Annotated in this window: 13 protein-coding genes and 3 pseudogenes; 4 read left to right on the plus strand and 12 right to left on the minus strand. The window is 55.4% G+C overall.

What is annotated here, in order from left to right; genetic code table 11:
* The 3 genes from WS68_RS11165 to WS68_RS28330 form a co-directional block, all read right to left on the minus strand.
* Nucleotides 1-543, minus strand: coding sequence for a hypothetical protein (locus WS68_RS11165; RefSeq protein ID WP_197419583.1), 543 nt, complete (start codon nt 541-543; stop codon nt 1-3).
* A complete protein-coding gene (locus WS68_RS11170; RefSeq protein WP_059570889.1) occupies nt 528-1766 on the minus strand; it encodes a hypothetical protein in 1239 nt (412 codons plus the stop codon). Before WS68_RS11170 ends, WS68_RS11165 begins: the two co-directional genes overlap by 16 nt.
* A 116-nt stretch (nt 1767-1882) precedes the next feature.
* A complete protein-coding gene (locus tag WS68_RS28330; RefSeq protein ID WP_197419584.1) occupies nt 1883-2044 on the minus strand; it encodes a hypothetical protein in 162 nt (53 codons plus the stop codon).
* 268 nt (nt 2045-2312) lie between these two features.
* Here WS68_RS28330 and WS68_RS26055 point away from each other — a divergent pair.
* Nucleotides 2313-2677: pseudogene (locus WS68_RS26055) on the plus strand (IS21 family transposase); the annotation flags it as partial.
* 58 nt (nt 2678-2735) lie between these two features.
* Here WS68_RS26055 and WS68_RS26060 read toward each other — a convergent pair.
* Nucleotides 2736-2975: pseudogene (locus WS68_RS26060) on the minus strand (IS3 family transposase); the annotation flags it as partial.
* A 365-nt stretch (nt 2976-3340) separates the two neighbouring features.
* Here WS68_RS26060 and WS68_RS11175 point away from each other — a divergent pair.
* The 3 genes and pseudogenes from WS68_RS11175 to WS68_RS11180 form a co-directional block, all read left to right on the plus strand.
* Nucleotides 3341-4579, plus strand: a complete 1239-nt coding sequence (locus tag WS68_RS11175) for a hypothetical protein (protein WP_059570890.1) — start codon at nt 3341-3343, stop codon at nt 4577-4579.
* Between the two features lie 205 nt (nt 4580-4784).
* On the plus strand, nt 4785-5141 hold the full coding sequence (locus WS68_RS27585; protein ID WP_156429468.1) for a hypothetical protein: 357 nt from the start codon (nt 4785-4787) through the stop codon (nt 5139-5141).
* Nucleotides 5138-5489 (plus strand): annotated as a pseudogene (locus WS68_RS11180) (transposase); the annotation flags it as partial. The gene WS68_RS27585 and the pseudogene WS68_RS11180, both read left to right, overlap by 4 nt.
* A 341-nt stretch (nt 5490-5830) precedes the next feature.
* Here the strand turns inward: WS68_RS11180 and WS68_RS11185 are convergent.
* The 8 genes from WS68_RS11185 to WS68_RS11215 form a co-directional block, all read right to left on the minus strand.
* Nucleotides 5831-8161 (minus strand): RHS repeat-associated core domain-containing protein, encoded by a 2331-nt coding sequence (locus WS68_RS11185; protein WP_231752996.1) that lies wholly within the window; start codon nt 8159-8161, stop codon nt 5831-5833.
* Entirely contained in the window at nt 8059-10932 is a 2874-nt protein-coding gene (locus WS68_RS28895) for a SpvB/TcaC N-terminal domain-containing protein (RefSeq protein WP_082709956.1), read from the minus strand. Before WS68_RS28895 ends, WS68_RS11185 begins: the two co-directional genes overlap by 103 nt.
* Complete coding sequence (locus WS68_RS11195; protein ID WP_059570893.1) at nt 10899-13124, minus strand: neuraminidase-like domain-containing protein; 2226 nt, start codon at nt 13122-13124, stop codon at nt 10899-10901. Before WS68_RS11195 ends, WS68_RS28895 begins: the two co-directional genes overlap by 34 nt.
* 91 nt (nt 13125-13215) lie before the next feature.
* Entirely contained in the window at nt 13216-16641 is a 3426-nt protein-coding gene (locus WS68_RS11200) for a Tc toxin subunit A (protein WP_059570894.1), read from the minus strand.
* Between the two features lie 347 nt (nt 16642-16988).
* Nucleotides 16989-18038: a hypothetical protein gene (locus tag WS68_RS27590; protein ID WP_156429470.1), complete on the minus strand. Its 1050-nt coding sequence runs from the start codon at nt 18036-18038 to the stop codon at nt 16989-16991.
* Nucleotides 18039-19141: 1103 nt separating this feature from the next.
* Nucleotides 19142-19588, minus strand: coding sequence for an ecotin family protein (locus WS68_RS11210; protein ID WP_197419585.1), 447 nt, complete (start codon nt 19586-19588; stop codon nt 19142-19144).
* A 467-nt stretch (nt 19589-20055) separates the two neighbouring features.
* Nucleotides 20056-20178, minus strand: a complete 123-nt coding sequence (locus WS68_RS27595; RefSeq protein WP_156429471.1) for a hypothetical protein — start codon at nt 20176-20178, stop codon at nt 20056-20058.
* 310 nt (nt 20179-20488) lie between these two features.
* On the minus strand, nt 20489-22477 hold the full coding sequence (locus WS68_RS11215; RefSeq protein WP_059570897.1) for an alpha-L-arabinofuranosidase C-terminal domain-containing protein: 1989 nt from the start codon (nt 22475-22477) through the stop codon (nt 20489-20491).
* Nucleotides 22478-22481: the final 4 nt, after the last annotated feature.

The following is a 22481-nucleotide window of genomic DNA, read 5'->3' on the forward strand; positions in this document are numbered from 1 at the left end:
TCAAATTCCTTGCTCGTAATCGAGGTTGGCGATTTGCACGAGCGACAGGCCCATCTGCTCGTGTAAAAAGCGCACCATGGTCCAGTGCGGTGCTGAGTGCTTGTCGAATGGACCGAAGGTGTTCCGATAAAGCGGCAGCCACCGCAGCGCTTCCTCGATGACTTGCTCTCGGCTCGGCGATTGCCGATATTCTTCGTAAGGCAGACTTCGGTGCTCGATGAAGAAGCGGCCTGGTAGACTCGTTTCGCATAACGCGCGGTATTCCCGCGTTTGCAGGATCAGGTAGTGCCAGATTTCGTCGATCGACTGTTCGACTGGCAGAAACAAGCCGCCTAACTGCTTGGGATAAGCCGATATCAGGTAGAGATAGCGCAGGCACTCGATGACGGCATGTTCGGCCCGGGATTCGTTCTGCCCACTTTGCCGTGCCGCATATCGAACGACCTCGCGATACAATTTCTCGTCGAGCAGGGAGGTCAGCGCGACGGCGCTTACTGCTGCGGGCCGGCAAGCCGTTCGGTCTGTGCTCATTTCGTTAACCATGCGTATTTCCCTGATTTTCCGATCGCGATGTGCGGACGGTGTTCGATGGAGAGCGTTAGCCCAGTCGTATCTTCCACTGCCGCACGGAGTGTTGCGATTGCATCGGATGAAATCGGTTCGCCGTCGAAACACGTGTAGATCAGATGCGCGTGGCGCGCGTCGTCGGTCCGGAGCTGGTACAAGAAGATTTGGGGAGCAGCGGCTGCGATCAGGTCGTCGAAATCTGCCTGCGAAACGATTCGGCGCGGTGCGTGCAGCATTTCCTTTTCCCGACCACAAAACCGCATGAGCTTCGCTGGGTCCGCCGAACCATCGGTGGTTTGGACGCAGTCGCCCGAGCGGTAACGGATCAGCGGCATGAAGGGATTGCGGATACTCGACACAATCAGGCTGTAAATCCTGTTGTCGGATTCGAACGGCAGCAATTCCACCTGCATCTTGTCCAGGTAGGGGACATAACAGCCTTCCCGATTGCTGTAGTACAAGTAACCGAGTTCCGTGCTGCCGAACAGGTCGACGATCGGGCACGCGAAGTGGTGCTGCAGGAATCGCCTGACGTTGATGGGTGTGTATTCATACGCATGCACGATGCTCGCGGGGGGCGGGAGATGATGTTGCAGCCCAGCCTGGTAGAGCTTCAGCACGAAATGAGCGAGGTGATAGCTCGAACAGTCGAGATGATAGAGTCCCCGCGGGTGTAAGCGCGATGCCGCCTCGATATCGGTCAGCATCTGCTCCAGATCGTCGATCGTCCACTGCGACGGTTCAAGCGTTCGGTTCAGGTACAGCGTGCGTGCGTCGAGCCAGCGCGATTCGATATCGGAGGCACCAGCTGGCGTGCCGCCACGTTTTTTTGCGTTGGTGCGGATCACATGCTCGGTAGCCAGTACGGTCGTCAGCGAGACGCGCCGGCAGCCTTGCTCCCAGGTGAAACCGATGTCGGGATGTTCGCTCCAGAGCCGGTAGTAGGAGTTGAGCAGGAAATAGGGTGGACGAATGAGTTGCATCCGCGCGTGATGTGTTCCGGTCGACATGACGAACTCTGCTTCACCGGTGGCCAGCGCGTTCGCGACGCGCGGCGTCATCCAGTTGTCGGGAAAGTCTCGCGCTATCTCGGGCTTTTCGAGTATCGGAAATGCATTTTTCGCAATCGCTTGGCGATAAATAGGGATGTCGCGGACATAGTCGAGCATGTCCGCTGGCAACTGCAGATGGCGATGCATCAGTGGCTCCCACGAAGAAGAAAGACGGCTTAGCCCCGCGAAGTCCGGGAGCAACGCGATGACACAAGCCGGCAGATCGTGGGCGACCTGCCGGCTTGCTCAGTGCTCAGGAAGCGTTAGCTGATGCAGCCCGGCTTGGCTGCGGGTTGGGAAATACAACCTTGCTTGGCAACGGAGATGCAGCCGTTCTTCGCGTCGGAGATGCAGCCGGCTGAATTGGCCGCAACCCATTTGTTCCAGTTGGCATCCTGAGCGAGCTGCTTGATCAGTTTGTCCATATGCGAACAACTCCTGTTATGTAAATGAAAGGAGTGTGTTAGTAATGGCAAAAAATGTGTAGTTCATTTTTTTTTGATAGGTGAAAACCCTAGCTCCATCGACTTTGTTTAGCAGGGGAGGAGCCCAATGGGGCGCTTCGACGATTGCGATGAGAGGTGGCGCCGCTTGTTCGGATGTTGATGGCGGTGCAGAACCGTGCTTAAACGGCGGCGCAATGTTGAGCAATCCAGACGCATTAACCAGCGCTCACGTTCGGTATCGAATCTAATCAGCCGCGCGATTGGCGTCAGCGTCGGCGCTATCTCGACATACGCCGCGCGTGTCAGCGCGGCGGCACTCGATTGCGCTGCCATCGAACCGCTCGCCGACGACGAACTCGAGATCAGGTTGGACTTGCCAGCGGAGACGACAGCCCCGACTCGGCGAATCGAACCGGACTACGCGGCAATGCACCGGGATTTGCGTCGCAAGGGCGTGACGTTACAACTGCTCTGGGAAGAATACGTCGACGCCCACTCCGGCCAGCACACCTATCGCTATACGCAATTCTGTCAGCGATATAACACTGGGCCGCCGCGCTGAAGCGCTCGATGCGTCAGCAACACCGCGCCGGCGAGAAGCTGTCCGCCGACTGTTGGTGATCACCGAATCTTGACCCCGGTGGGGATGCGGCCATTTTCTTGGACTGATTTACGTCGTTAATCCGAGGCTTTCACGGTACTCAATGGGGCTGAGATAGCCAAGGGAGCCCTTGATCCGTTTTTCGTTGTACCAGCGAATATAGGCGTTCAGTGCTTCAACGAACTCCGCGATGGTCGTCGAACGCCAGTTCCCTGGATAGAACATCTCGGTCTTCAGCCTGCCGAAGAATCCCTCACTGGCTGCGTTGTCTGGTGAGCAGGCTTTACGCGATATGGATCGGATCAGTTTAACCCTAACCAAAATGAGCGTTCACGAAAAATTGCTGGAATGTTGGCCCGGGGGATATAAATCCCTTTCAAATAAATAACGCAATCAATCAGTTGAATATCCTTGAATTCCAATTCGGGCTCACTATAGTGATTACGGTTCGAGACGGAAATAGTTCGGCTAAATGGGATAGGGGACTGGACCCGGTTGAATGTGTGTGCCGAGCCGCGTCGCCAGGACGAGTTCGGCATACGGGGCGCGGGGCACAAGCGGAAGCGTATTGAATGGGCAAGGAATTTAATGGGTATTTCTCTGTAAATTTTAAGAAAATTACCCCTGATGCTGCATGACGCGAGGGCGTGGGGTATTCATTCTGGGGGATTAGTATGCGCAAGCGTGTGATGGTGGTCGTGGCAGCGTTGACTGCGGCCGGCGGCACCGGTTCGCCGATGGCATGGGCATGGACAGACGAAACGCCGTCGTCAGCAAGCCAATGCAGCCCAGTGGATATCAACGATGCCGGGGTGGGCGCCGAGAATTGCTTGGTGGGCAACGCGCGGATCGCATTCAAGACCCAATTGTCCGGCGGATCGACCCCACTGTCCCCGCTGTTATCCACCCCGGGTGGGGCGCCATGTTTAGCCGGCGCGATCAACAACGCGGTGGTGGGACAGGAGACCATCATTGGGGCGTGTGCGGACGGGAATAATGTGCCGCAAGGCGTGATGTGGGCGCATGGCGCCACTACGCCCACACAACTGCAGCCTGCCACCACGCTGCTCGGTCTGATTAGACTTGGCGTGTCGACGACCGCGGCCGCTGTCAACGATGCAGGGGTGGTTATCGGCCTGAGCACGGATGCCAATGGCACGGATGCGCCCACGTATTGGTCGGGGAGTGGGGTAGCGACCTTGCTGGCGCCCCCCTTGTTGGGATCGTCGGCTAACTGCGAACCGGCGTCGATCAACAATGTTTCCAGTCCGTCGGTGGTGGGGAATTGTCCGGGGGGCGGAGGCAAGAACAATCCGGTGTTATGGACAACCCTGTCATCCGGATATCAGACGCTGCCGATTCCGTCAGGCGCCAGTTATTGCAGTGCCAGGCACATTAATGCCGCCGGTCAAATTTTAGGCGAATGCGTCTACGGGACGGACCGCTACCAGGCGGTTCAATGGGGCACGGGTGGGACCGGACCGGCCGTATTGCAGACGGTCAATGGGAAGGTGGCGCCCCGGACTCAGGTGGCGGCGCAGAATGACGCGGGCGTGGTAGCGGTGAACTATCTGGCGGTGGGTAGCCAGAACGGTTTCAAGGAGCCGGCGGTGTGGAATCCGGCGAGTGGAAATACCAATGCGAGTGCCATCAGCCTACCGGCCGGGGCCGTGAAGGGAAGCGTGGGTGGGATTGGGAACAACGGCAAGCTGGTGGGGAATTTCGAAACGGCGTCAGGCGGTGTGCATCCCTTTCATGTGGAGCCGAACGGTGTGGTGGCCGTGGACGATGGGGATCCGGCGGGTGGATCGAATGCGGGGGTGATGGCGCTGTCGCGAGGTGGGGTGAACGAGTCAGTGACAGCGGAAGACTCGTCACAACATGCGCACGCGGAAGCGCAACCGATCCCCTGACCCCCCCCAAGGGAAAGGCCAGGGCGCGAAGTCGTGATCGTGATGAACCGCATGGCGGATCTTGTTCGTCTGCAATTCTTTCGTATCTCCTGAAATCCTGCTTCCGCGAGCCACACCGTCTTCATGCATGATTTATGCAGTAACGCCGTGGTGGATCATTAAGATTTATTCTTATCAGGCAACTTTATAAACTATGGAAATAAAGATGATTGCTATAGATGAAAGAAAGATAGCGCACTGGAATATGACGGAACACATTCGCGAATGGTTGGTTGCGCTCGCATGGTGTCTGTGCCTAAGTGCTTTTTTTACCATTTCGACAAGTGCAGTGGCTGAGAGAGTTTGTGCAAATTTAGGATTGGATAATCGCCCGGCAACCAACAAAGGATTTAAAGGATTTTGGGAGTGTGGAATCATGGGTAAATGCGGGGCTAAATATACGTGTTGGGAAAAATCTGCGAATCGTGGATCTGATATAATGACTTACCCTATCATTTTCCAACTCGATGAAGAAGCGATCTCCCAACGAGCTGACTATAATCATATTATTCTAACTCAATGAAGAAGCGATTTGCCGACGAGCAGATCATTCGCATCTCGCGCGAGGTCGAGATGCCGGAATGAGCCGGTGAAGGATCTATGTAAGCGGCACAACATTTCGGAATAGACATTCTATCGTTGGCGCAACAAGTTCAGCGCGGCGGCATGGACGTGGCGGACGCACGTCGGCTCAAGGAACTGGAATCAGAGAACGATCGGCTTAAACGCCTGATCGCCGAGCAGATGCTGGTAATCGATGGCCTGAAGGGGTTTAGCCGAAAAAAATGATCACCCCGACGGGCCGACGCGAGGCGCTGGAAGTCCTGCTCGGCGGGGGCTCTCGCAACGCAAGGCATGTCGCTGCCTGGGCTGAGCCGCCGAGTGGTGTTGAAGTTCGTAGATCCTGTTAACGTAACCGCCGATAGTTCCTGAGCAAGCTTGTCTCTCGATAGCGGCTAATCGCACGCAGCGCAGCCTCGAAATGACCTGCCCGGCGAAAAATCGAAGCAGGAACGGTATCGAGGAGCGTGGAGCCTGTCAGAATTTTAGTGTGACGAGGTCATGAGACGATAACTGCTCTTCCGTAAACTTGATTGTCTTCATGGCATGATGTGTCCAGTCGGACACATCATGCCGAATTTCTCTACTTTTGAACCGGACTATTTCTTGGGGCAGGGTCAGTATCAGCAGGTTCGGATTATCTCTGTCTAACTAAACAGTGAGCTTATTTTTGTTTTCAAACCAATGATTGGCCTTGACATTCCCTGGAATTTTTATCTCCAAGGGGCCCTTGAATTTTTCATCAAGTGCCTGGAGAATTTCCTTTCCTCCCATTTTTTTAATAAATAATGGAGGAAGGTTGAGTTTTTTGAGAATAATCGACTTCAGGTCGGAAAGTTTGCCTTTTACGGCAGAAGCTTTGCTCAAATCCTTTACGGCTATTAAATCCTGTGATGCGAAAAAATCTACATTTTCAAGTCCGAGCGATTCGAGTTCTTCAATATTTTCCACGTCGATCTCTGCATAGTGCGTTCTATCTGATAAAAATCCACGCTTAGGCACTTCTCCTTTAATTGAAAGAAGAAAGAATGTGAAAAATGTATTTCCAAGCCTCTCCCAGTCATCTCTGTTTGTATTGCTTCCGGATGCTCTTGAGTTATCTTCCTTTATGTTTTTGGCAGTCAGGTGGAAATTTGAGGCGATCTCATCGAATTTAGATGCTCCGGGCTCAAATTTTGTGTAATGTCTAATTGTGAATTTTATGTCCTTTGCTGCATTTAATATATTTTCGTTCGCCATATCTTGTTCGAATTTTATCAATCCGCCTGTTACGCGCTCCATTATCTCAAATGGAAGGTTTCTGTCGTGGGGGTCATAGGAGTCCCTGTATTGCTTCAAAAGCTCGTCCTTCGTTGTTGGCGCCAGGCCGGCGGCGTCAACCAACTTAGTTGGATTATTCATGACCATCCGATAGAGGTTAAGGCCATCTACCGTACCGGCCGGGTCGGGGTTGAGCCATCGTCCGATCCACGGCTGGTAGGCGCGCCAGCCGTAGTCGTATAGGCCGGTTGCATCGCGCTCCTTGCCCGAGTAGCGGACGTATTTCATGTCCGCCTCCACTTGACTGCACGCGGTCCACACCGCAGTTCCACCATACGGGTAGTACTCTTCCCGGCTGATCAGGTTCGCCAGCTCATCCAACTCCAGCCCGATCGAGTTGATCAGATCGCCGATGCCATAGCGCGTCGTGCCGTTCGCGATGCCCGGCGGTTGGCCAGTTTCCCAGTGCAAGGTTCGCGCGCTTAAACGGCTAGCGTCGACTTTGACTTCCTGTAGCGCCGCGACAACTTTCACGGCTTGCCCGTCGTCATTCATCGTTATCCGCAACGTCAGCCCAGGAAGGTAGATCACTTCCGATGTGCGGATCGTGCCCGACGTCCGCAGGGTTGCCTGCTTGCGCACCCGCATCCCGTCCGCGCCGTATTGGTATGTCTCGCGGTCCGGCTGGCTGGGGCGTGGAACCAGCGTGACACCCGAGAGCCGGTTGCGATCGTTCCAGTTCAGCGGCTGCAGCCGATCCGGCAGCAACATGCGCTGGTTACCCGACGCATCGAACCATGACCCGTCGTCAACACCAGCCGGGGTGAGGGTGCCGGTGGCATTTTGCTGGAGCGCATGGTTGCTACGGTCGGATACGACGATCTCTTGCGTGTAGTTCACCGCGCCCCGATGTTGGATTCGCGTCAGATTCCCGCCTCGGTCGTAGGTGTAGGCGCGGGTGGCCGTCACACGACCTAGTGCATCGAACAGCACTTCGTGTACGTTTGCATTCAGATCCACGATATGTTCAGGCATCAGAAAACGATAGTCGTGGCTGGCGGTGGTTTGATTGCCGACGGTGTCTGTCGTCTTCGTCAATACACAGGTGTACTCGTCGTATTCATATCTCACGAACCCAGTCAGCAAGCTTGTCCGCTGGCGTTTCGGACGATAGAACCCGGACGCGTTTCGATATTCGGTGTATCCGCGCGGTGCGATCCAGACTTGTGGTTCTGCCTCGTGATTGGGCGGCAGCAGGCGATCAGCCAGCCGATAGCCGGCGTTGATGAGCTGCGCGTCGCGCGCCGATTCAGTCAGCACGCCATCGAACGCATCGAGCGCCGGGGCGTCGAATTCGGCCGTCTCGATGTGATCGACGAGCGCTGTCAGGCCAGCCTGCGCTTCCGTATAGACTGTCAGCTGCTGCCCTGCGTAGGTGCGCGGCTGGGCTGCATCCAGCAAACCGCCCGCCTGCGTCAGCACCTCGAAATTGACTCCTCCTGGAGGCACCCGTTGCGCCCCGTAGGTCAGCACATTCCTACGCTGCCGGTAAGGAAGTCCTAGTCGCCATGCGTGCGCCGCGTCGAGATCGATGAACTGGCTCCGCGTCTCGTTCAAGATCAGGTTGCCTTGCTGGTCGTCGTAGCTGCTTGGCCAACTGGTGGCGGGCAGCGTGTCTGGATACGGATTGCGCTGTGGTTTCGGGCGACGCGGATAGTGGATAGCCCCGCGCCAACCAGATCGGCCAGTTGTGCCTGTGGATGAAGAAATTCGGGCGGCAGTGCATTGAACGGGATGAAATCCGACCATTGGTTGCCTTCCTTGAATGAAAAGTAACCGCCCATGTCAGGTTGAGCGACCAGCCAATCGAGACGAGCGTCACCGTCGATATCCATCAGCGCCAGCCGTACAGGCTGCATCCCGGGGACAGCGGGCAGTGCCTGCCAGTCGCCATACGCAACATTGTCGGTGCCGATCTCGCGTCGGATCGGTGCCCGGTAGCGCCAGCCGGTACTGTGACGAAACAACACGCCTGGCAGGCCGTCGCCGTACAGATCCACCATCTGGTAATGCACGCCGTCATTCAATTCGGCGACGCCATCGAAGACGCGATAGCTGTCGGTGAGCACTTTCGGGTCGAAGGTGCTGTACCCGAACTCGAGCGGCGCCAGACTTTGCACGGTGCCGTCGGTTTCATAGGCCAGAATCCGGGCCTGTGTGAGTTGGCTGAGCACCGCCGATTCGCGATACGTGAGAAGCAGGCGCCGGACCAGCGTATGGTCCTGCTTCAGCTCGTCCGGAAAGTGATGAAACATCAGCACCTGGCGGCACAACCGATGTGTACGCACCTCAAAGCCATACTGGTAGCGGGAGAAGCTGTCCGTGCGCAGCGGCCAAGTATGGCCGTGCGCAGCGGTGTAAGGCGGCGCCGTGTTGAAGTTGACGCCGCGCTCACCATAATCCAGCACGACACTGAACAACCAGCCGACGCTGCCAGCGTCGTCGTGATCCCAAAGGTACAGGTCGGTCGCGGCTGTCCGATTGCCATAGAAGACCTCGGCGAGATAGCGATTGGCCGAGTGATCGCGTGTTGCTTCGTTGCTTGCCGTGACGCCATCTCCATTTTCGGCAACATGGCGGTAATAGATATGCTCGCCGAATGGATTGACCGATTCCTCGATGCGCCATTCCGCGATCTGTTCTGGGTGGTCGGGGTTCGCTACGCGTGCGGCCGCCGTTTTGCCGAGACAATGCAGTTGACCGTTTGCACCATGAAGCAGCCAGAAGTCGTCCGTTGCGCGCTCGCCTTGCCAATGCTCGATCCGATCGAAAGCGCTTTCGATGCGCGGGAAATAGCGCGTGACACGGTATGTCGCGCCTAGGTCCTTGTCGTTGTAATGGGTGACCGTTGTCGCTACCGTTACGCCGTGTTCGTCGCGTTCGGCGACTAGCACCTCCTCGTCCGGGCCGACGAATTCGTCGGCGGGGCCGTTGTCGTAGCGCGGCACGCCGCGATTTGTTCGACGCCGAACATAGGGCAGTGCAAGTAGCCAGCCGATCCCGAATGTGCCGTTGCCCGCGCCACTACTGTAATTGAGCGTGAGGGTTTGCGCCTCGGTATGCGCGTCCATGACCAGTTGTTCTCCGCTCGAAATATTCTCGTCGTAGAGCGTGTAATAGCTGTCATGGCGCTGTTGCGCGGTGCTGCGGGTGGCTTCCAGTGCCTGCCGATCCGCGGCCAGTCCGTCGATGGTTTGCTGTTGCAGCGTGATCGCATAGCTCGACATGTCAAGAAGCTGTTGTTGCTGCAATTCCTCTTGGCTGGCGCGATCCGCTCTCTCTATCAGCGATAGCAAGGTGTCGCCAAAGCGGCTCAAGGTTGACACGGCGTTATACGCTCGCGGCAGAATCGCATTGAAACGATAGTGGGGAACCGTCAGCTGCGCGGCGCTGATGCCGCTCACGAGCGTACCCGATTGCGCGCGTTGCGAAAGCAGCGCGACCGGATCCGCCGGAGGGGCGTACAGTGGCAGCGATAACGGCTTGCCGTCGACCGTCAAGTTGTGCCGCAGGTTATACAGCCGTGCGTCTATCGCGTCCCAGTGTGCGAGCATCAGTGTATTCAGCGGTGCCTTGAAATACTTGTTGTCCGTCAGGCGAAGATAGCCGACGTGAGTGCTCGGCAGCGTCAGCCACTCTTTGCTGCCAGCGTCGGACGCCTGCTCGAATTCGCGCAATTCGTCATTGATCGCGGAGGCGAGCGTGTTCACGGTGCGCGGTATCCATGTGCTGCTCAACGATACGTCCGGACGCGGTCCTAGCAGTTCCACCGCCAGGTTGTAAAGCACCCGGGCCTGTGTCAGACCATCTCGTGTGAGTTGACGATACCACCGGTCGCCTTGCGAGATCAGGTTGCTGACATACGAAATGAAGATGGCTTTTTGATAGATCTCGGGAGAGGCATAAGCGAGCGCATCGGGGTCCAGCGGCGCTGCGAGAAGACGGGAAAAATTCCCCCGGTCGACCAACGGACGCACGTTCCAGTAAGGGGGCGGTTGGATGCCGTCCACGGACGGCTTTTTCCCCATCGCCGGATCGAAAATATAGTGCAGCCACTGGCGCGCTTGGTCGAACGCCTGGTCGTTGCCAAAGCGCCACGCAACCAGATATGGCAGATGGAAAAACAGCTCCCAGAAGTACAAGCCATTGGCGCCGCCGAAGTCCATCGGTTCGCCCTTGCGGTCATCGTCTTCGAGATCTGCTTCGAGCCGCTCTGCTTGCAAGACATAATCGAGTAGTGCATCGAGCCCCTTGTCCGCGGTTTCAATCAATTCGCGTACGAAGGTTGTATTCAGGCGTGTTTTGGCCGGCAGCGACGCGTCGCGGAAGTCCAGGTATTGAACCAGGCCTCGCTTGCTGTCGTAGCGTGATTTCAATTGAGGCGGGTTGAGCGGCGCCTTCAGGTCAATTTTTCGAGATAGACCTTGAACCATTTCCAGACGTAATTGAAATTTTTCATGTCGGTATTACTGGGACGATCGAAGTGATCGTCGCCGACGATCAGGCAAACAGAGATATAACGCTGTTCCGCCGTGAAATCGGATTCTGTAATTCGATGAGTTTTGCTATACGGTGCGCCGCGCGAGCTGTTGGTGAGCGTGTAGGAGGACTCTCCATAATCAACTTCATTTGATTGGGCTGTGTAGAATCGGATTCCCTCGAAGAATTTTCGAGTGTCACCGATCTTGCGGAAATTTTTGATCGAGGCAAGTTTGTTGTTCTTGTTGTCGAGAAAAAATAATGAATTGAGTGAATTGTTTTTTATGGAATTGTTTGTCACGTCCCGCCCGTCGGACAAGCGGCACCCGGAAATGTCAAGGGTCACGCTCGTCGGAGGGTCATCATCCCATGCTATGTAATCGTGGAGTCCGATGTTGACGTGGAAGTGGTCGTCAATCAAGCTGGCAGGTTTGCCTTGCTCGTCCAAATTGCACAGCGAGTATTGGTTTATTGGCAGGCTGTAGTCGCCAAATAAATCTTGCGAATACCTGATCGCGGTATTTTCAAACGTATAGAAATTGACGTTATTGTCAACGTCTTTTCCGAAAGTATTCGCGTCGTCACCATGATACCGGATGGTTACGCCCCATTTCCCATCTGGTCGACAGAAGCCGAATCCAGTATTGCTGCCAGAATTGGTGTCTTGCTGGGTGAACGTAAAATCATTCACAAAATCCGTCTTGAGCATGAGGGTGGCTTTTATTTCGAAGGGGCCTTTCATTTGAATGTAAGAATTCGGCCCGCGATTGCCTTGCACAAGATCCTCGATTCTCTTCCACCATTTTTCCAGATAGCTCTGGTCTTCTTTCGAGGAACCGTGAATGTCGCCGCCATCAGGCGCTCTTTCATTATCCTTGTATGCTTCTACCGACTCGATCTCGTACTTCTGCTTGTACAGCGCGTACTGCAAGGTATTATCAGTATCTATTCGATCCTTGAATATCGCAAACAGCTCTTCCTTGAGCTGCGGCCCCAATGGAACGTGATGGAATGCGGAGTCGCAATATTGGTAGCCATAGATGGTTGGGGAGTTTTTCCCCTTCTCACCCTCAGCATTGAAGTTCCGGACGAATACGCCTAGCATCAGCCGACCATACGGATTGGAGTCTGCGTCATGGCTCGGTTCGTGGCTATGATCCACCGTTGCCAACAGGTTGACGACGCGCAGATCAAAGTTTGACACTTCATCGATCGTCACCGAGGAGCGGTCGATCTCGCCGAATCCCGGGTCGCCTTGCTGCCGAGTCTTCAAACTCGTGCTGTTGGGCGCGGTCCACGAGTCGTCAAAACGCTTGTAACCGAACTTCACGCGATAGACATGGCGGGTGGTGTTGGCGCCCGCGCTGTCCTTGATCGGCACTGGATCGCGTTCGACCCAGGCGACATAGAGGCGTTCGTTATAGAACACGGGACGAACCGTGTGCTCCAGTATCGTGTCGCTTGCCAACGGCAGGTCGATCGGCAGCCAGTCGCTCCAGCAATTGGGTGTGACAGGCTTGCCTGGGCGCGCGCCGTTCTTGCTCAGGTCCATCTGCCGCCAGAAATATCGATATGGCCTGGTTGTGGTGCGTCCGATGAAGTAATACGCAGCCGTTTTCAACTCGTCTTGCGTGATATAGCCGCTTAGCAAATAGAGATTGCTGACAGCTTCAAATTGATTCAGATAGGCGAGCGCCGCACTTTGCACACGATCAGGGTCGAGCTGGTTCTGATTGAGCGTCGTTTCGAGATCCTTGAAATAATGGCTTTTCTCGAGGCGAGTAATCGGCGAAATGTAATCTTCCGCGTAATTTTGAACATCGACGCCGGCGGCCCACACGGCGTATTGGTTGTCGCCGTCGCGCCACGCATTCACATCCCCCGGCTCGACGGGTTGAAAGCCGGGTTCTGTGCCGTTGATGATGCGCGTAACGTATTGTTGGACGCTCGAAATCGCGCTGGCGACGCGGGTGGCGGGCACCTCATCGCCAACTTCGGGATCGATCAGCAGATATTCGTACAGATCCTCGATTGTGAGCGGCGTATTGCCGACGCCCTTCAAGGTCGGTGCGACAAAGCTCATATAGCCCGCCACCAGCGCATCGCGCTGGGACTCGTTCAATTGCTTTTCCATTGCGAACGGCATGGAGGTCTACCTCATTACGATTGGAGCGAGCCGGCATGTCGCGCGTTCGCATAATGGTTTGAGGAGGCTTGCATGCGTGTGTCATGTGCGGTTAGTGGCCGCCGCCGTTGGCATGAGTGGCACCCGCAACCGATGCCTGCCCGACGGCTTGCCAGATGTCGTAACCGCTGTCGCGGCTCAACTTGAAAGCTTGTTGCTGTTGGTTCACGGTCAGCCCGGTTTGGCTTTCCGCCTGTTGCAGTCTCAGCACGATATCCAGTTGCGGCACCGTTTTCGCGATGCCGCCCAGCACCGACCAGGCTGCGGAGACTTCACTGTGTTCCCAGCCCAGCAAGGCGGCCAGTGTGGTCGTCGCATGGCCTTGATCCGGCAGCACGGTCGCGTTGACTGCCTGCAGATAGGCCAGCACGTCGTCCTCGGTTCCATTGCTGCTGATTTGCGCCAGCAGCGCTTGATAGCGGCTTAGCATGTACATCATCTGCAGCGTGATGGTCTGGACGTTTTCCTTCGTCAACGCAAAGTACTCGGGATGAGCCAGTAACATCTGCAGGAGAGCGGGGCTCAGCGAGAAATACTGGCAGAGCAACGCACGACGCACCAATTCGCGTAAGACATTCAGCGGCAGTGGCGGGATATTCAGCGGCGTGGTAACGGAAGAATGCAGCGCCCAGGTCTCGCTTAGCCATTGGTAGATCGTATGTCCGATCCAGCGCATCAGCAGCGCGGGGAACGTCTGGGCCACATTCAAGGTTTGGGCGAGCAGGCTGATCGCCATGCCATGTTGGGTTTGGCGAGACTGAATGATCGTCGCGTTCAGCGCCGATTTCGCGAGGTTCTTGTCGTCGTCAGTCAGTGTCTGAGCATCAACGGTGTCATTGATCGCCTTGATGATCCAGGCATTCTGGCCGAAGATCTCCACATAAACCAGGTCGTCCGCGAGGTCGGTGATGAGGCCGGATGAATCCACGAGCCTCGCGGCAAACAATTTTTTCAGCCAGTCGATGCTGGGCGGAGCGCCACTCTGCTTGAGAAGCGTGTCGTCGACGAACGTGGCGGGCAGGGACTGCCAGACTTGCTGCATAAAGAACAACTGGCTGGCCGTTCCCTGAGCGTTACCTGCGTTGTTGCCGAGAATGCCGCCCGGGGAGAATGGCAGGTGATATTGTTGCTGCCAATTTGCAATGGCACTCAGCGCTTGCAACAGGCTGAGGAAGTCGTTGGTCAGCGGCGCGTCTTTCTGTGGCAGCGCGATGACGGGTTGGCCTGCCAGTTGTTGCCATACATCGTCGGTGCCGCCATCGATCTGGTCGATCAATGCGCAAAAATCCTCGGGGCGGATGCCGAGTGCGCGCGCGAGCGACGCGAGCCGATAGAACGCGGACACCACGAAGATGCTGCAATAGAGTGTCTGCTCATTGGGGTCGCCGAATTGCCGAGCGATCTTGTCGGCGAACAGCAGGAACTGACGGTGATTCAGTCCAAGTGCCGTGCATATTTTTTGGACGCGGTCATTATCGTCGTCGGTTGTTGCAGTATAGACGAAACTTTGGTTGTCGATCACGAACGGGGTGTCGAATGCGCCGCTGCTATTGAATATTTGATCGAGGAACGGCCGGTCTGGCGTGATGGCGAACGGCGTGACGATATAAAGCCATGCGGCAAACTGCTTGGGCGTGACGCCATACGTCGATTGATAGTGCTTGAAAACGCCGAGCATGCGCAACGTGTTGTCGTTCATCAGATAGGCTGGATTCTCTCCGTTCTCGGCTTCCATCACCGAGGTCACCAGGAGGTCGATATCCTCGAACGACAAACCAAGCCATTTCTGGAGCCGCACCATGCGGTTGACGCGATCCAGGCGATCGTCCGTCAGGTTGGCGACGGAAAGCGTGTCTTTGGCACTTTCCTTGAGATAGATCGCGTTGGGTAATCCAGCATGAATGTATTTCGCGCCATAGACAAAGGGCAATGCTGCTCCGGTCGAGACAGGGTAAATGCCATGTCCATTGGTGAAGATGGGATTGAGCCTCACGAAATTACCGGATTGAATGATTGTGTGCGTGAGCTTCCCTCCCGCGGTGGCACATAGCATTTTTTCGACATCGGGCACGGTCAATCCGGTTCGGGACGTCAATTCCGATATCGACGCCAATGCAAATACGTCGAGGTTTTCGCTACCGAAGCTCTTCTGGTAGAACTGTTTTTGATCGGTGTTGTATCGAGCTTGATGGTCGTTGCTCAGAAAAAGCGAGATGATCAGGTCGCGATACGGATGCGGCCGCGTAAATCCCTGGAAGCTGAGTCTGAATTGGTTGTACCAGGGCCCTTGAGATAAATTCAAGCTCAAGTTGTCGGCTTTGGCAAACCGGAGGACAGGCCGGGAGTCATAGGGTTCACCTTGGATGGCGACCGCATCATTGATTTGAAATAAGTTCTGGTCTTTATTGTTTCTTCCTCGGAGCGTAAGAAGCGACTTACTACTTCCGTTGGTGACGGAGAGTTCGATGATCGAGTCCAGCGTGGTCTCGCCCGACACGATGACTTGTCCTGGGCGGCCACTGTAGTCCTTGACGATGTCGTTCTGTAGCGGAAGAACAAAGGCGCCGCTCGAGTAATAGGCCTCGTAAGGCAGCGATTCTGTCAGCGATGGCCCACGCCACGTATCCGACAACTCCGATAGCGTGAGATGGCAATGTCCGAAATAGGCCGGTTCGATGATGATTCGCTGCTGCTCTGGTGAGAGCTGACTGGCCATGACTTGCAGGCGCACGAGCGCATTTGCTGCCACCTCGTTCAAGCTTGTACAGACCGCCCAGAAGTTTTGCGGAAAATGGAGGGACTGCGCCAGCGTTACGTCTTGCAGTGTCGTGCCGATGACACCTTGCGCGGCCTGGATTTGCTGATGTCCATAGTGATACGGCAGCGTGTTTGGGTAACGCGTTGTCGCAAGTAATGCGTTGACGGCATCTTGTCCGCTCAGCTGTTTGACGTTCTGAATCGCCGAACTGAGAATCTCGTTGACCAGTTGGATCTGCGGAATCACTTCGTTGAGTGCCGCATCGTTGATGATGAGTTGGCCAATATCCGGTCGACGGTTCGCTAACGTGTTCACGTTAGCGCCGCTATCTTCTTCCCCCAGCGCATAGTGATAGATATAGGCTAGGTAAGAGACCGGGCCGTCATTTGCCTCTGGCGAACCGACGGGCGCCTTGTTCTTCCAACTGCTCTTTTGATCCGGAAATAAATGTGAGTACTCGGGACCTTGCGCGGAGAATGCGCCATGCAAGGTTGAGTACTTGCGTTGAAATCGGTGGCCGATTTGGTGAGCGAAACCGATCGCCAAATCATAGATGTCTCCGGTGTGCCGACCAAGCGAAGCATGATGCTTGCGAATAAATTGCTCGCGGGAAATGCGAGTGAAATCGAACACGGAGCGGTATCCCAATTTCGCTAGCGGCTCCTTGTCGAGTTTAAAGATATCTTCGATCCGTGTGATGAAAGGGCTGGCCGACGTCATATCTCTCTCTGGGTAGGTATGGCGAATAATTGCCTAGTGAATTGCGTATAAATTCTGGATCCAATATGCGCATCCCGATTAACAATGATTCGATATGACTGGTTTGCGTGTTGGCGGGCGAAGCTATAAATTTAAGCGCGTGAATGTTCCGAATTCAACTGAAAGTGACCAATGCATGCTTGATGCGTGGGTACGATATGTGGTGCCACCAGGTCTGAATAGACTCGAGTGGGGGCGAAATGAGGCATCTGTTATCCAACGGAAACGAGGCATGGAATGCCAAGAACATTTGACGCAACTGCAGTCATGATCCGTTGGATACAGCGGATGCCGCGCTTCGGAATCGATCAATCGATAAAACTTGGAACGATCACGATGGCACCCAATTCTATCGAGGGTTCAATAATGAAATTGACGGTGCCGTTTTCAATCACGGGTATTCGGTAATTGTGCACAACACCGCATTGCTGTTCTTCTTCGAAGAGTTCTTCCGATTCTTGTCGGAGGGTGCGTTTCTGACGATACTCGATGGTAACTTTACCGTCTTTGGGAAACGCTTGTCCAGAAGGAGCGGTAAACGTAAATGCCATTTGCATCGACTGTGTTCCACCGCCCACATGGGCTGGTACGATAATCGGCTTGGTACTTACCTGGCCATGCTGAAATGTTCCGCTGTCACTATACGGAGAGGACAATCGTCGGTCGCTGCATTGCGCGCCCCAAGTCGTTCCGGGTTGCACGTTATGTGGTGTCAAAATAAAGTAGAAATGGCCGGGTTTCGAATTTAAATTGCTAATGGTTCCATATTGTGTAACATTGGAATTGGAACCTGAATTGAGTGAAATATTTCGTTGGGCTACGTTTGGATTTTCCTTGACCCATTGAGCGAATTTCGCATTACTCGAAAATTCAGTTGGAATTTGAAATTTCTTGTTTTTGTTGTTGACAACGGCAATGAAACACCAGTGTTTGTCGGGTGGCAGTTTGCTCAAATTGAAAGGCGCTTCTACCAATCCAATTTGATTTTGAGGAATGTTTTGACTGAAATTGGATCCGAAATTGATCCCAAATTGATTGTCTTGGGCTGGGAGTGTGACGGGATTCCATTTTTCTGGCGACAAAAATAAAGAGGACTCTGCGTAGTAAAGGTTGACGTTGCCATACGTGGTTTGCTCGGAGAGGTTTATATTTTTGCAGCGAACATAGACATTGTTGTTGAGATTGTTGACTATGGGCTGCGCAATGTCCCGATTGTAGGTATTGACGGCTTGTTCGTAGGTAAGAACCAGTGTTCCATACGGAATGATGTCTGGTGATACCCATTCCATGCCTTCGGCGGGTATGTTGCCGACGTCTTCAGGGTTGATACGCACTAGTAAACCAGAGTACTTGGACATGAATTTTCTCCCGATGAATTCTCTTTCGTGAATCGAATAGATGGCTTGAGCTGATTTTGACGGATGACATCGACTGCACAATCGTTCAGCGGTGATGCGGGAGTGCTATGGCGACCTATTGCCCGTGCCAAGGAGAAGCCACATTCGTTTCCTCACGCTTTATTTGGCGGTGCGTGAATGATTTGCCGGATGTGTCACTTAATATCGGAGGTTGGTCGATGAGTAATATTCGTTGGTGTTCAATGTTGCGTGTGAAGTACTTGTCTTCATTATTTCAGGTATTTTTTTGGGGGGCAACTAATAAAAAAGGTGGATCGGATGATTAATGCTAAGTCTTGTATTCCGGCCTCAATTGTTGTGTTGCGCGTGGATAATCTGATGGCTTGATACTGTTGTTGTGGTGCCGATATTGCGTTTTGTTTGGGATGACATGAACCTGCGCCGTTGAAATGGAAATACGCCGATCCTTCACATCGCATCCGGTGCGATTCATCCGGTTCAGGGGACTAGTGTCCGCTAGCAGTTGATTGACGGAATGTGCCGGGGCGATACAGGAGCGTCGGGTGCGTATGAGGCTAGGGTCATAGGGCCAAACGAGTGGATTGGGAGCGAAGCGAATGCCGCTTGTCACGCGATAGCAGCAAGTCATCATGCCGACGCCATGCCGGCTTGAGTTGAACGCGCATGACGCTTTGGCTACGTGCCCCCGGTATTCGGGTAAGACAGACTGAACCTTCGTCAGCACGGCCTGAACGCGGTGGCCGACTGCAAGTGCGGCGCGGGTCGTTCAGAGGCATTTTTCGTGCCGTTCTTCAATGGGCTGGCACCCGCGAATTGAAGTCAAGGTGGATGCAGACGGCTGCTCGACGCATCTCTCTGCATGCGCAGCGGTGGGCGGCACCCTTTATCGGGTTATTGGCTCGGGCAAAGCCGGCGGTGAACGCCCTGCAGTGTTATTCGCACGTGCGTTGATACCTCGCGATCGCGTGTCATGTGGAAGCATGGCGGGCGTCAATTAAGTCTCACATGCACCACTGCGACATTGACACATCTGAGCAGCGGCAATGTGTAGAGGACTCTTGATTCGATCAATCTTGAGACCATCATTTCACAATCGAATATGTCAGGGAAAAATCCTGCGGCGCATATATAACAAGCGGCTCTGGGGTTTCATAAGGAACGGATAGATCGCCCTCCACCCGGACCCTGCTCTTCGGCTCCAGCGGGCATGGCGCCATTGGCCCGAGATGTTGTCCGCGTCGGATCCGTAGCACGTAGTAGTGAGTGTTGGAGTCTCGAAGTACGTGGTCTTCGACGCTACCGATGTATGAAGGGTCGTTGCAGCTTCGCGCTTCAATTTTGGTCGCGCTCAACTTGATCCGATATTTGCCATCGTCGGGGCGCGATGGCAGTTCGAAAACAGCTCTCTTGTAACCCACCTCGGGGACCGGGTAGTGGTCGATCATGCTTGTACGCTCGGTTCCTGCGATTGAGCATGCCGCGAGATTCATCGACAACACAATTGCTGCCGGAATATATTTCGCTTCCATGGATGCCATCCTTCCGCTCACTGATCCTTCCGGGTTTTGTAAACTTCGACGCGTTGCTAACTAGCAAGCGGAATTTTCATAAATATATATGCGGTTATTTCCGTATCAATGTCGGACAATATCCATCTTCATCATTTTGTTGGGTCCCGCCAGCAATGGGGTGTAGTGGCTATGTGTCGAAGCCAGCGGAGTTCCACGCACAACGTTTCATCCTCATGATTCGATGGCCTGCCTCCTGTCGTCTGAGCGTGATAGATTACATGCCGTTAACTCAGTTCGGTATTGGTATGCATTAAATTAGGTTAAATCTCTGTCTCGACCTGAGCACCAACGGATATTTATTTCCTGTCAATAAGAAACGGGGCATCCTACGAAGAGATCTTCGATCATCGCAGCATGCTGGACGGCCGGGCTATGCGCCGCACTCCCTGCGATTGCGCAGGAGATGCTCGCGGCAGCCTGTTCTGCTACCCATGGGCCACCGTCCGGTTGCCGTTTGCGTCGATTTCGACCACGACGCTTTCCGACCGCTTCACTTTGAGCCCAGGGTTGACGGCGTGGTTTGACAGGATGTCGGCAGCGAATGTCATGCCGTTGTGGCGCTTGCCCCGATTCGTCACGAGGTCCGAATTGGATGTGTACTGATCAGCGCGTGGATTGACGAGGCGGCAATCGAGTGGTTCCGGCCGGCGCTACGTGATGGTCTGCCCAAAATCTTGCGCGCGGCCTTCGACTGGCATCCCGTTGTTTATTCAGTATTGGCGCCCCAGCTCTGTCATGCTTCTCCATAGCCGCAAAGAGTTCTGCGGCGGATGGAATCAAGACCGGTTGGGGCGCGCTCTATCGGTCAAACCCTTGATGAACCGCTGTCGACGCGCCACATTCGCGCGCCGCTGCGAATCACGACGAAAATTTGATCGCCGAAATCGAATGCGCGGGGAACGTCCAGTTGAACGACCCGGTTCCGACCTGGACGGTACGGCGCGCGATTTGTACTGCAGTCGCGTTGGCCGGATTGTTCTCGTCGGTAATGTTCGCGGAATTCAATGTCGAAACGCTCACGCTGTTGCCGCTCCGCGGGAGGCCTTGCGGAGAAACCAGTGCATTCACCGCATTTTCCGGGTCCTCGTTGATCACGATCAGATACGCGTTGCCGGCGGCATCGACGGTTGCCACGGTTTGCAGCGCCGCGAGCGTCTGGCCGTCGGAAAGCGTGCGCGCCGGATTGTTCGTGACTGCGCTGCGGACCAGCGTGCCGCCAGTGTTCTGGGTGAACAGCTTCATCGCGAGTGCCGTCGGGCTTTCGATCGTGTTCGGTCCGGGGCCCTGCAGCAGTGCGTTGTCGCTGGAGCTGATCGCGGCAAGGTCCGCCGGCGCGGTTCCGTATGTGTAGTCGCTCAAGACGTGCCGATCGGCTGCCTCGATGCCGTTGATCATCCATTGACGCAGAAACAAGCCGTGCATCACGCCTTCGCCGAGGCTGCGCGGAAAGTACGGCGCATACGCGGGCATGGTGCCCAGATGACCATATTCGCTCAGCAGCATGCCCACGCCGGCCGCGCGGGAACCGGCGTATTGTTTGATCGCCGCCTGAGTTGCCTGTACCTTGGCGGCCTGGCTGTTGGTTGACAGCATGACCTGACCGAAATAGTCCGACAATCCCGTGCTCTTCGATGCATCGAGCTTTGCATAAAGATGCTGGGCGACGCAGTCATACGCGTATTGGGATCCCATCAGCTTGAGGAATGTGTTGTCGAAGATCGACGAGCACACCTTGATCGCTGGATTGACTGCCTTGATTGCGTTGTAGTGGTCGACGAAGCCGGCATGCGTCGTGGTGTATGTCACGGTGATGGTGGCGCCTGCCGGCGGGATCGCGCCGTGGGTGCCATCGCCGAAGCGGATCGCACCGGTTGCATTGTCGAGCTGATAGAAGTTGCCCGCACCTGCCGCGGTGCCGATGTCCGGGACGGATTGCCATGCGACGCCGTTGACGTACACGGTATCGCTGGCTTGCGCGACCGACGCATAGCGCGCATAGAAAACTTGCCCCGCGGCGCCGCTGCTGATCGACGTCTCCGGTCGCCAGTCGTTTTGTGCGACGGCGGGCTCGGCGGTAAAGCGCGTGCTTCCGCCGAACGCATACAGGCATTCGCGCTTGTTTGCCGCACATGCCGGCTTGTTGAATGACACGGGCTCGCCGTTGATCCAGTAGGTCTGGTTGACGATGACTCCTTGGTAGGGAAGGTCGACCGACGGATCGTACTCGTTCCCCAGCTCGGCATACGCGATCTTGTAGGGCGCGGGATGACCGTTCGCTGCGCGCTTTGCCGCCCAGTCCACCCCGTTGACGGGCGCGCTGCCCTGCGGGGCGGTCATGTACGCGATGAAATTGGCGGAGTCTGCTGGGCCGGCAGTCGCGACATTGAGCATCAGGTCGCCCGTCGCGCCTGTCACGTCGAGCAGGTTGCCGTACTCGTCAGGGCCGAACGTGCTGTCCCGCGGCAATGCCAGGCTTGCAACCGGTATTCCGCCGACCTGCCCGCCGCGCTGCGCCTGAGGTCCGATTGCCCGCTCCCACTGGAATGTATTCGCGAGCGTGCCGGCCGGATAACGGATCATCGTGAAGCCGATGTCCTTGATCTGATCGGATACTTGTGGATACGTGATGCCTGTTTGCGGATCGGTGGTGCCGACGCCGTTGCTCAGCCATCGATGGTTGATGCCGAACAGCAGTGGATTGACCGTGCCGATGCGGGCGGTCGTATCGAACGATACGACCGGTTTGCCGGTACTCGTCACGCTGCTGCCGCATCCGGCGATGACGGTGGCGAGCGTGGCGCTTGCAAAGGCGCCGGCGAGCAATTGCGTTCTGCGTGTTTTGTACATGCTT

Source organism: Burkholderia sp. TSV86 (assembly GCF_001522865.1).
Classification (GTDB): Bacteria; Pseudomonadota; Gammaproteobacteria; order Burkholderiales; family Burkholderiaceae; genus Burkholderia.

Excerpts from the sequence above, each read along its gene's own strand:
- WS68_RS27590 (WP_156429470.1), bottom strand. The coding sequence starts at position 18,038 with ATGTCCAAGTACTCTGGTTTACTAGTGCGTATCAACCCTGAAGACGTC.
- WS68_RS27585 (WP_156429468.1), top strand. The coding sequence starts at position 4,785 with ATGATTGCTATAGATGAAAGAAAGATAGCGCACTGGAATATGACGGAA.
- WS68_RS11200 (WP_059570894.1), bottom strand. The coding sequence starts at position 16,641 with ATGACGTCGGCCAGCCCTTTCATCACACGGATCGAAGATATCTTTAAA.
- WS68_RS11170 (WP_059570889.1), bottom strand. The coding sequence starts at position 1,766 with ATGCATCGCCATCTGCAGTTGCCAGCGGACATGCTCGACTATGTCCGC.
- WS68_RS28330 (WP_197419584.1), bottom strand. The coding sequence starts at position 2,044 with ATGGACAAACTGATCAAGCAGCTCGCTCAGGATGCCAACTGGAACAAA.
- WS68_RS11165 (WP_197419583.1), bottom strand. The coding sequence starts at position 543 with ATGGTTAACGAAATGAGCACAGACCGAACGGCTTGCCGGCCCGCAGCA.
- WS68_RS11175 (WP_059570890.1), top strand. The coding sequence starts at position 3,341 with ATGCGCAAGCGTGTGATGGTGGTCGTGGCAGCGTTGACTGCGGCCGGC.
- WS68_RS11215 (WP_059570897.1), bottom strand. The coding sequence starts at position 22,477 with ATGTACAAAACACGCAGAACGCAATTGCTCGCCGGCGCCTTTGCAAGC.
- WS68_RS28895 (WP_082709956.1), bottom strand. The coding sequence starts at position 10,932 with ATGGTTCAAGGTCTATCTCGAAAAATTGACCTGAAGGCGCCGCTCAAC.
- WS68_RS27595 (WP_156429471.1), bottom strand. The coding sequence starts at position 20,178 with ATGACATTCGCTGCCGACATCCTGTCAAACCACGCCGTCAACCCTGGG.
- WS68_RS11195 (WP_059570893.1), bottom strand. The coding sequence starts at position 13,124 with ATGCCGTTCGCAATGGAAAAGCAATTGAACGAGTCCCAGCGCGATGCG.
- WS68_RS11210 (WP_197419585.1), bottom strand. The coding sequence starts at position 19,588 with ATGGAAGCGAAATATATTCCGGCAGCAATTGTGTTGTCGATGAATCTC.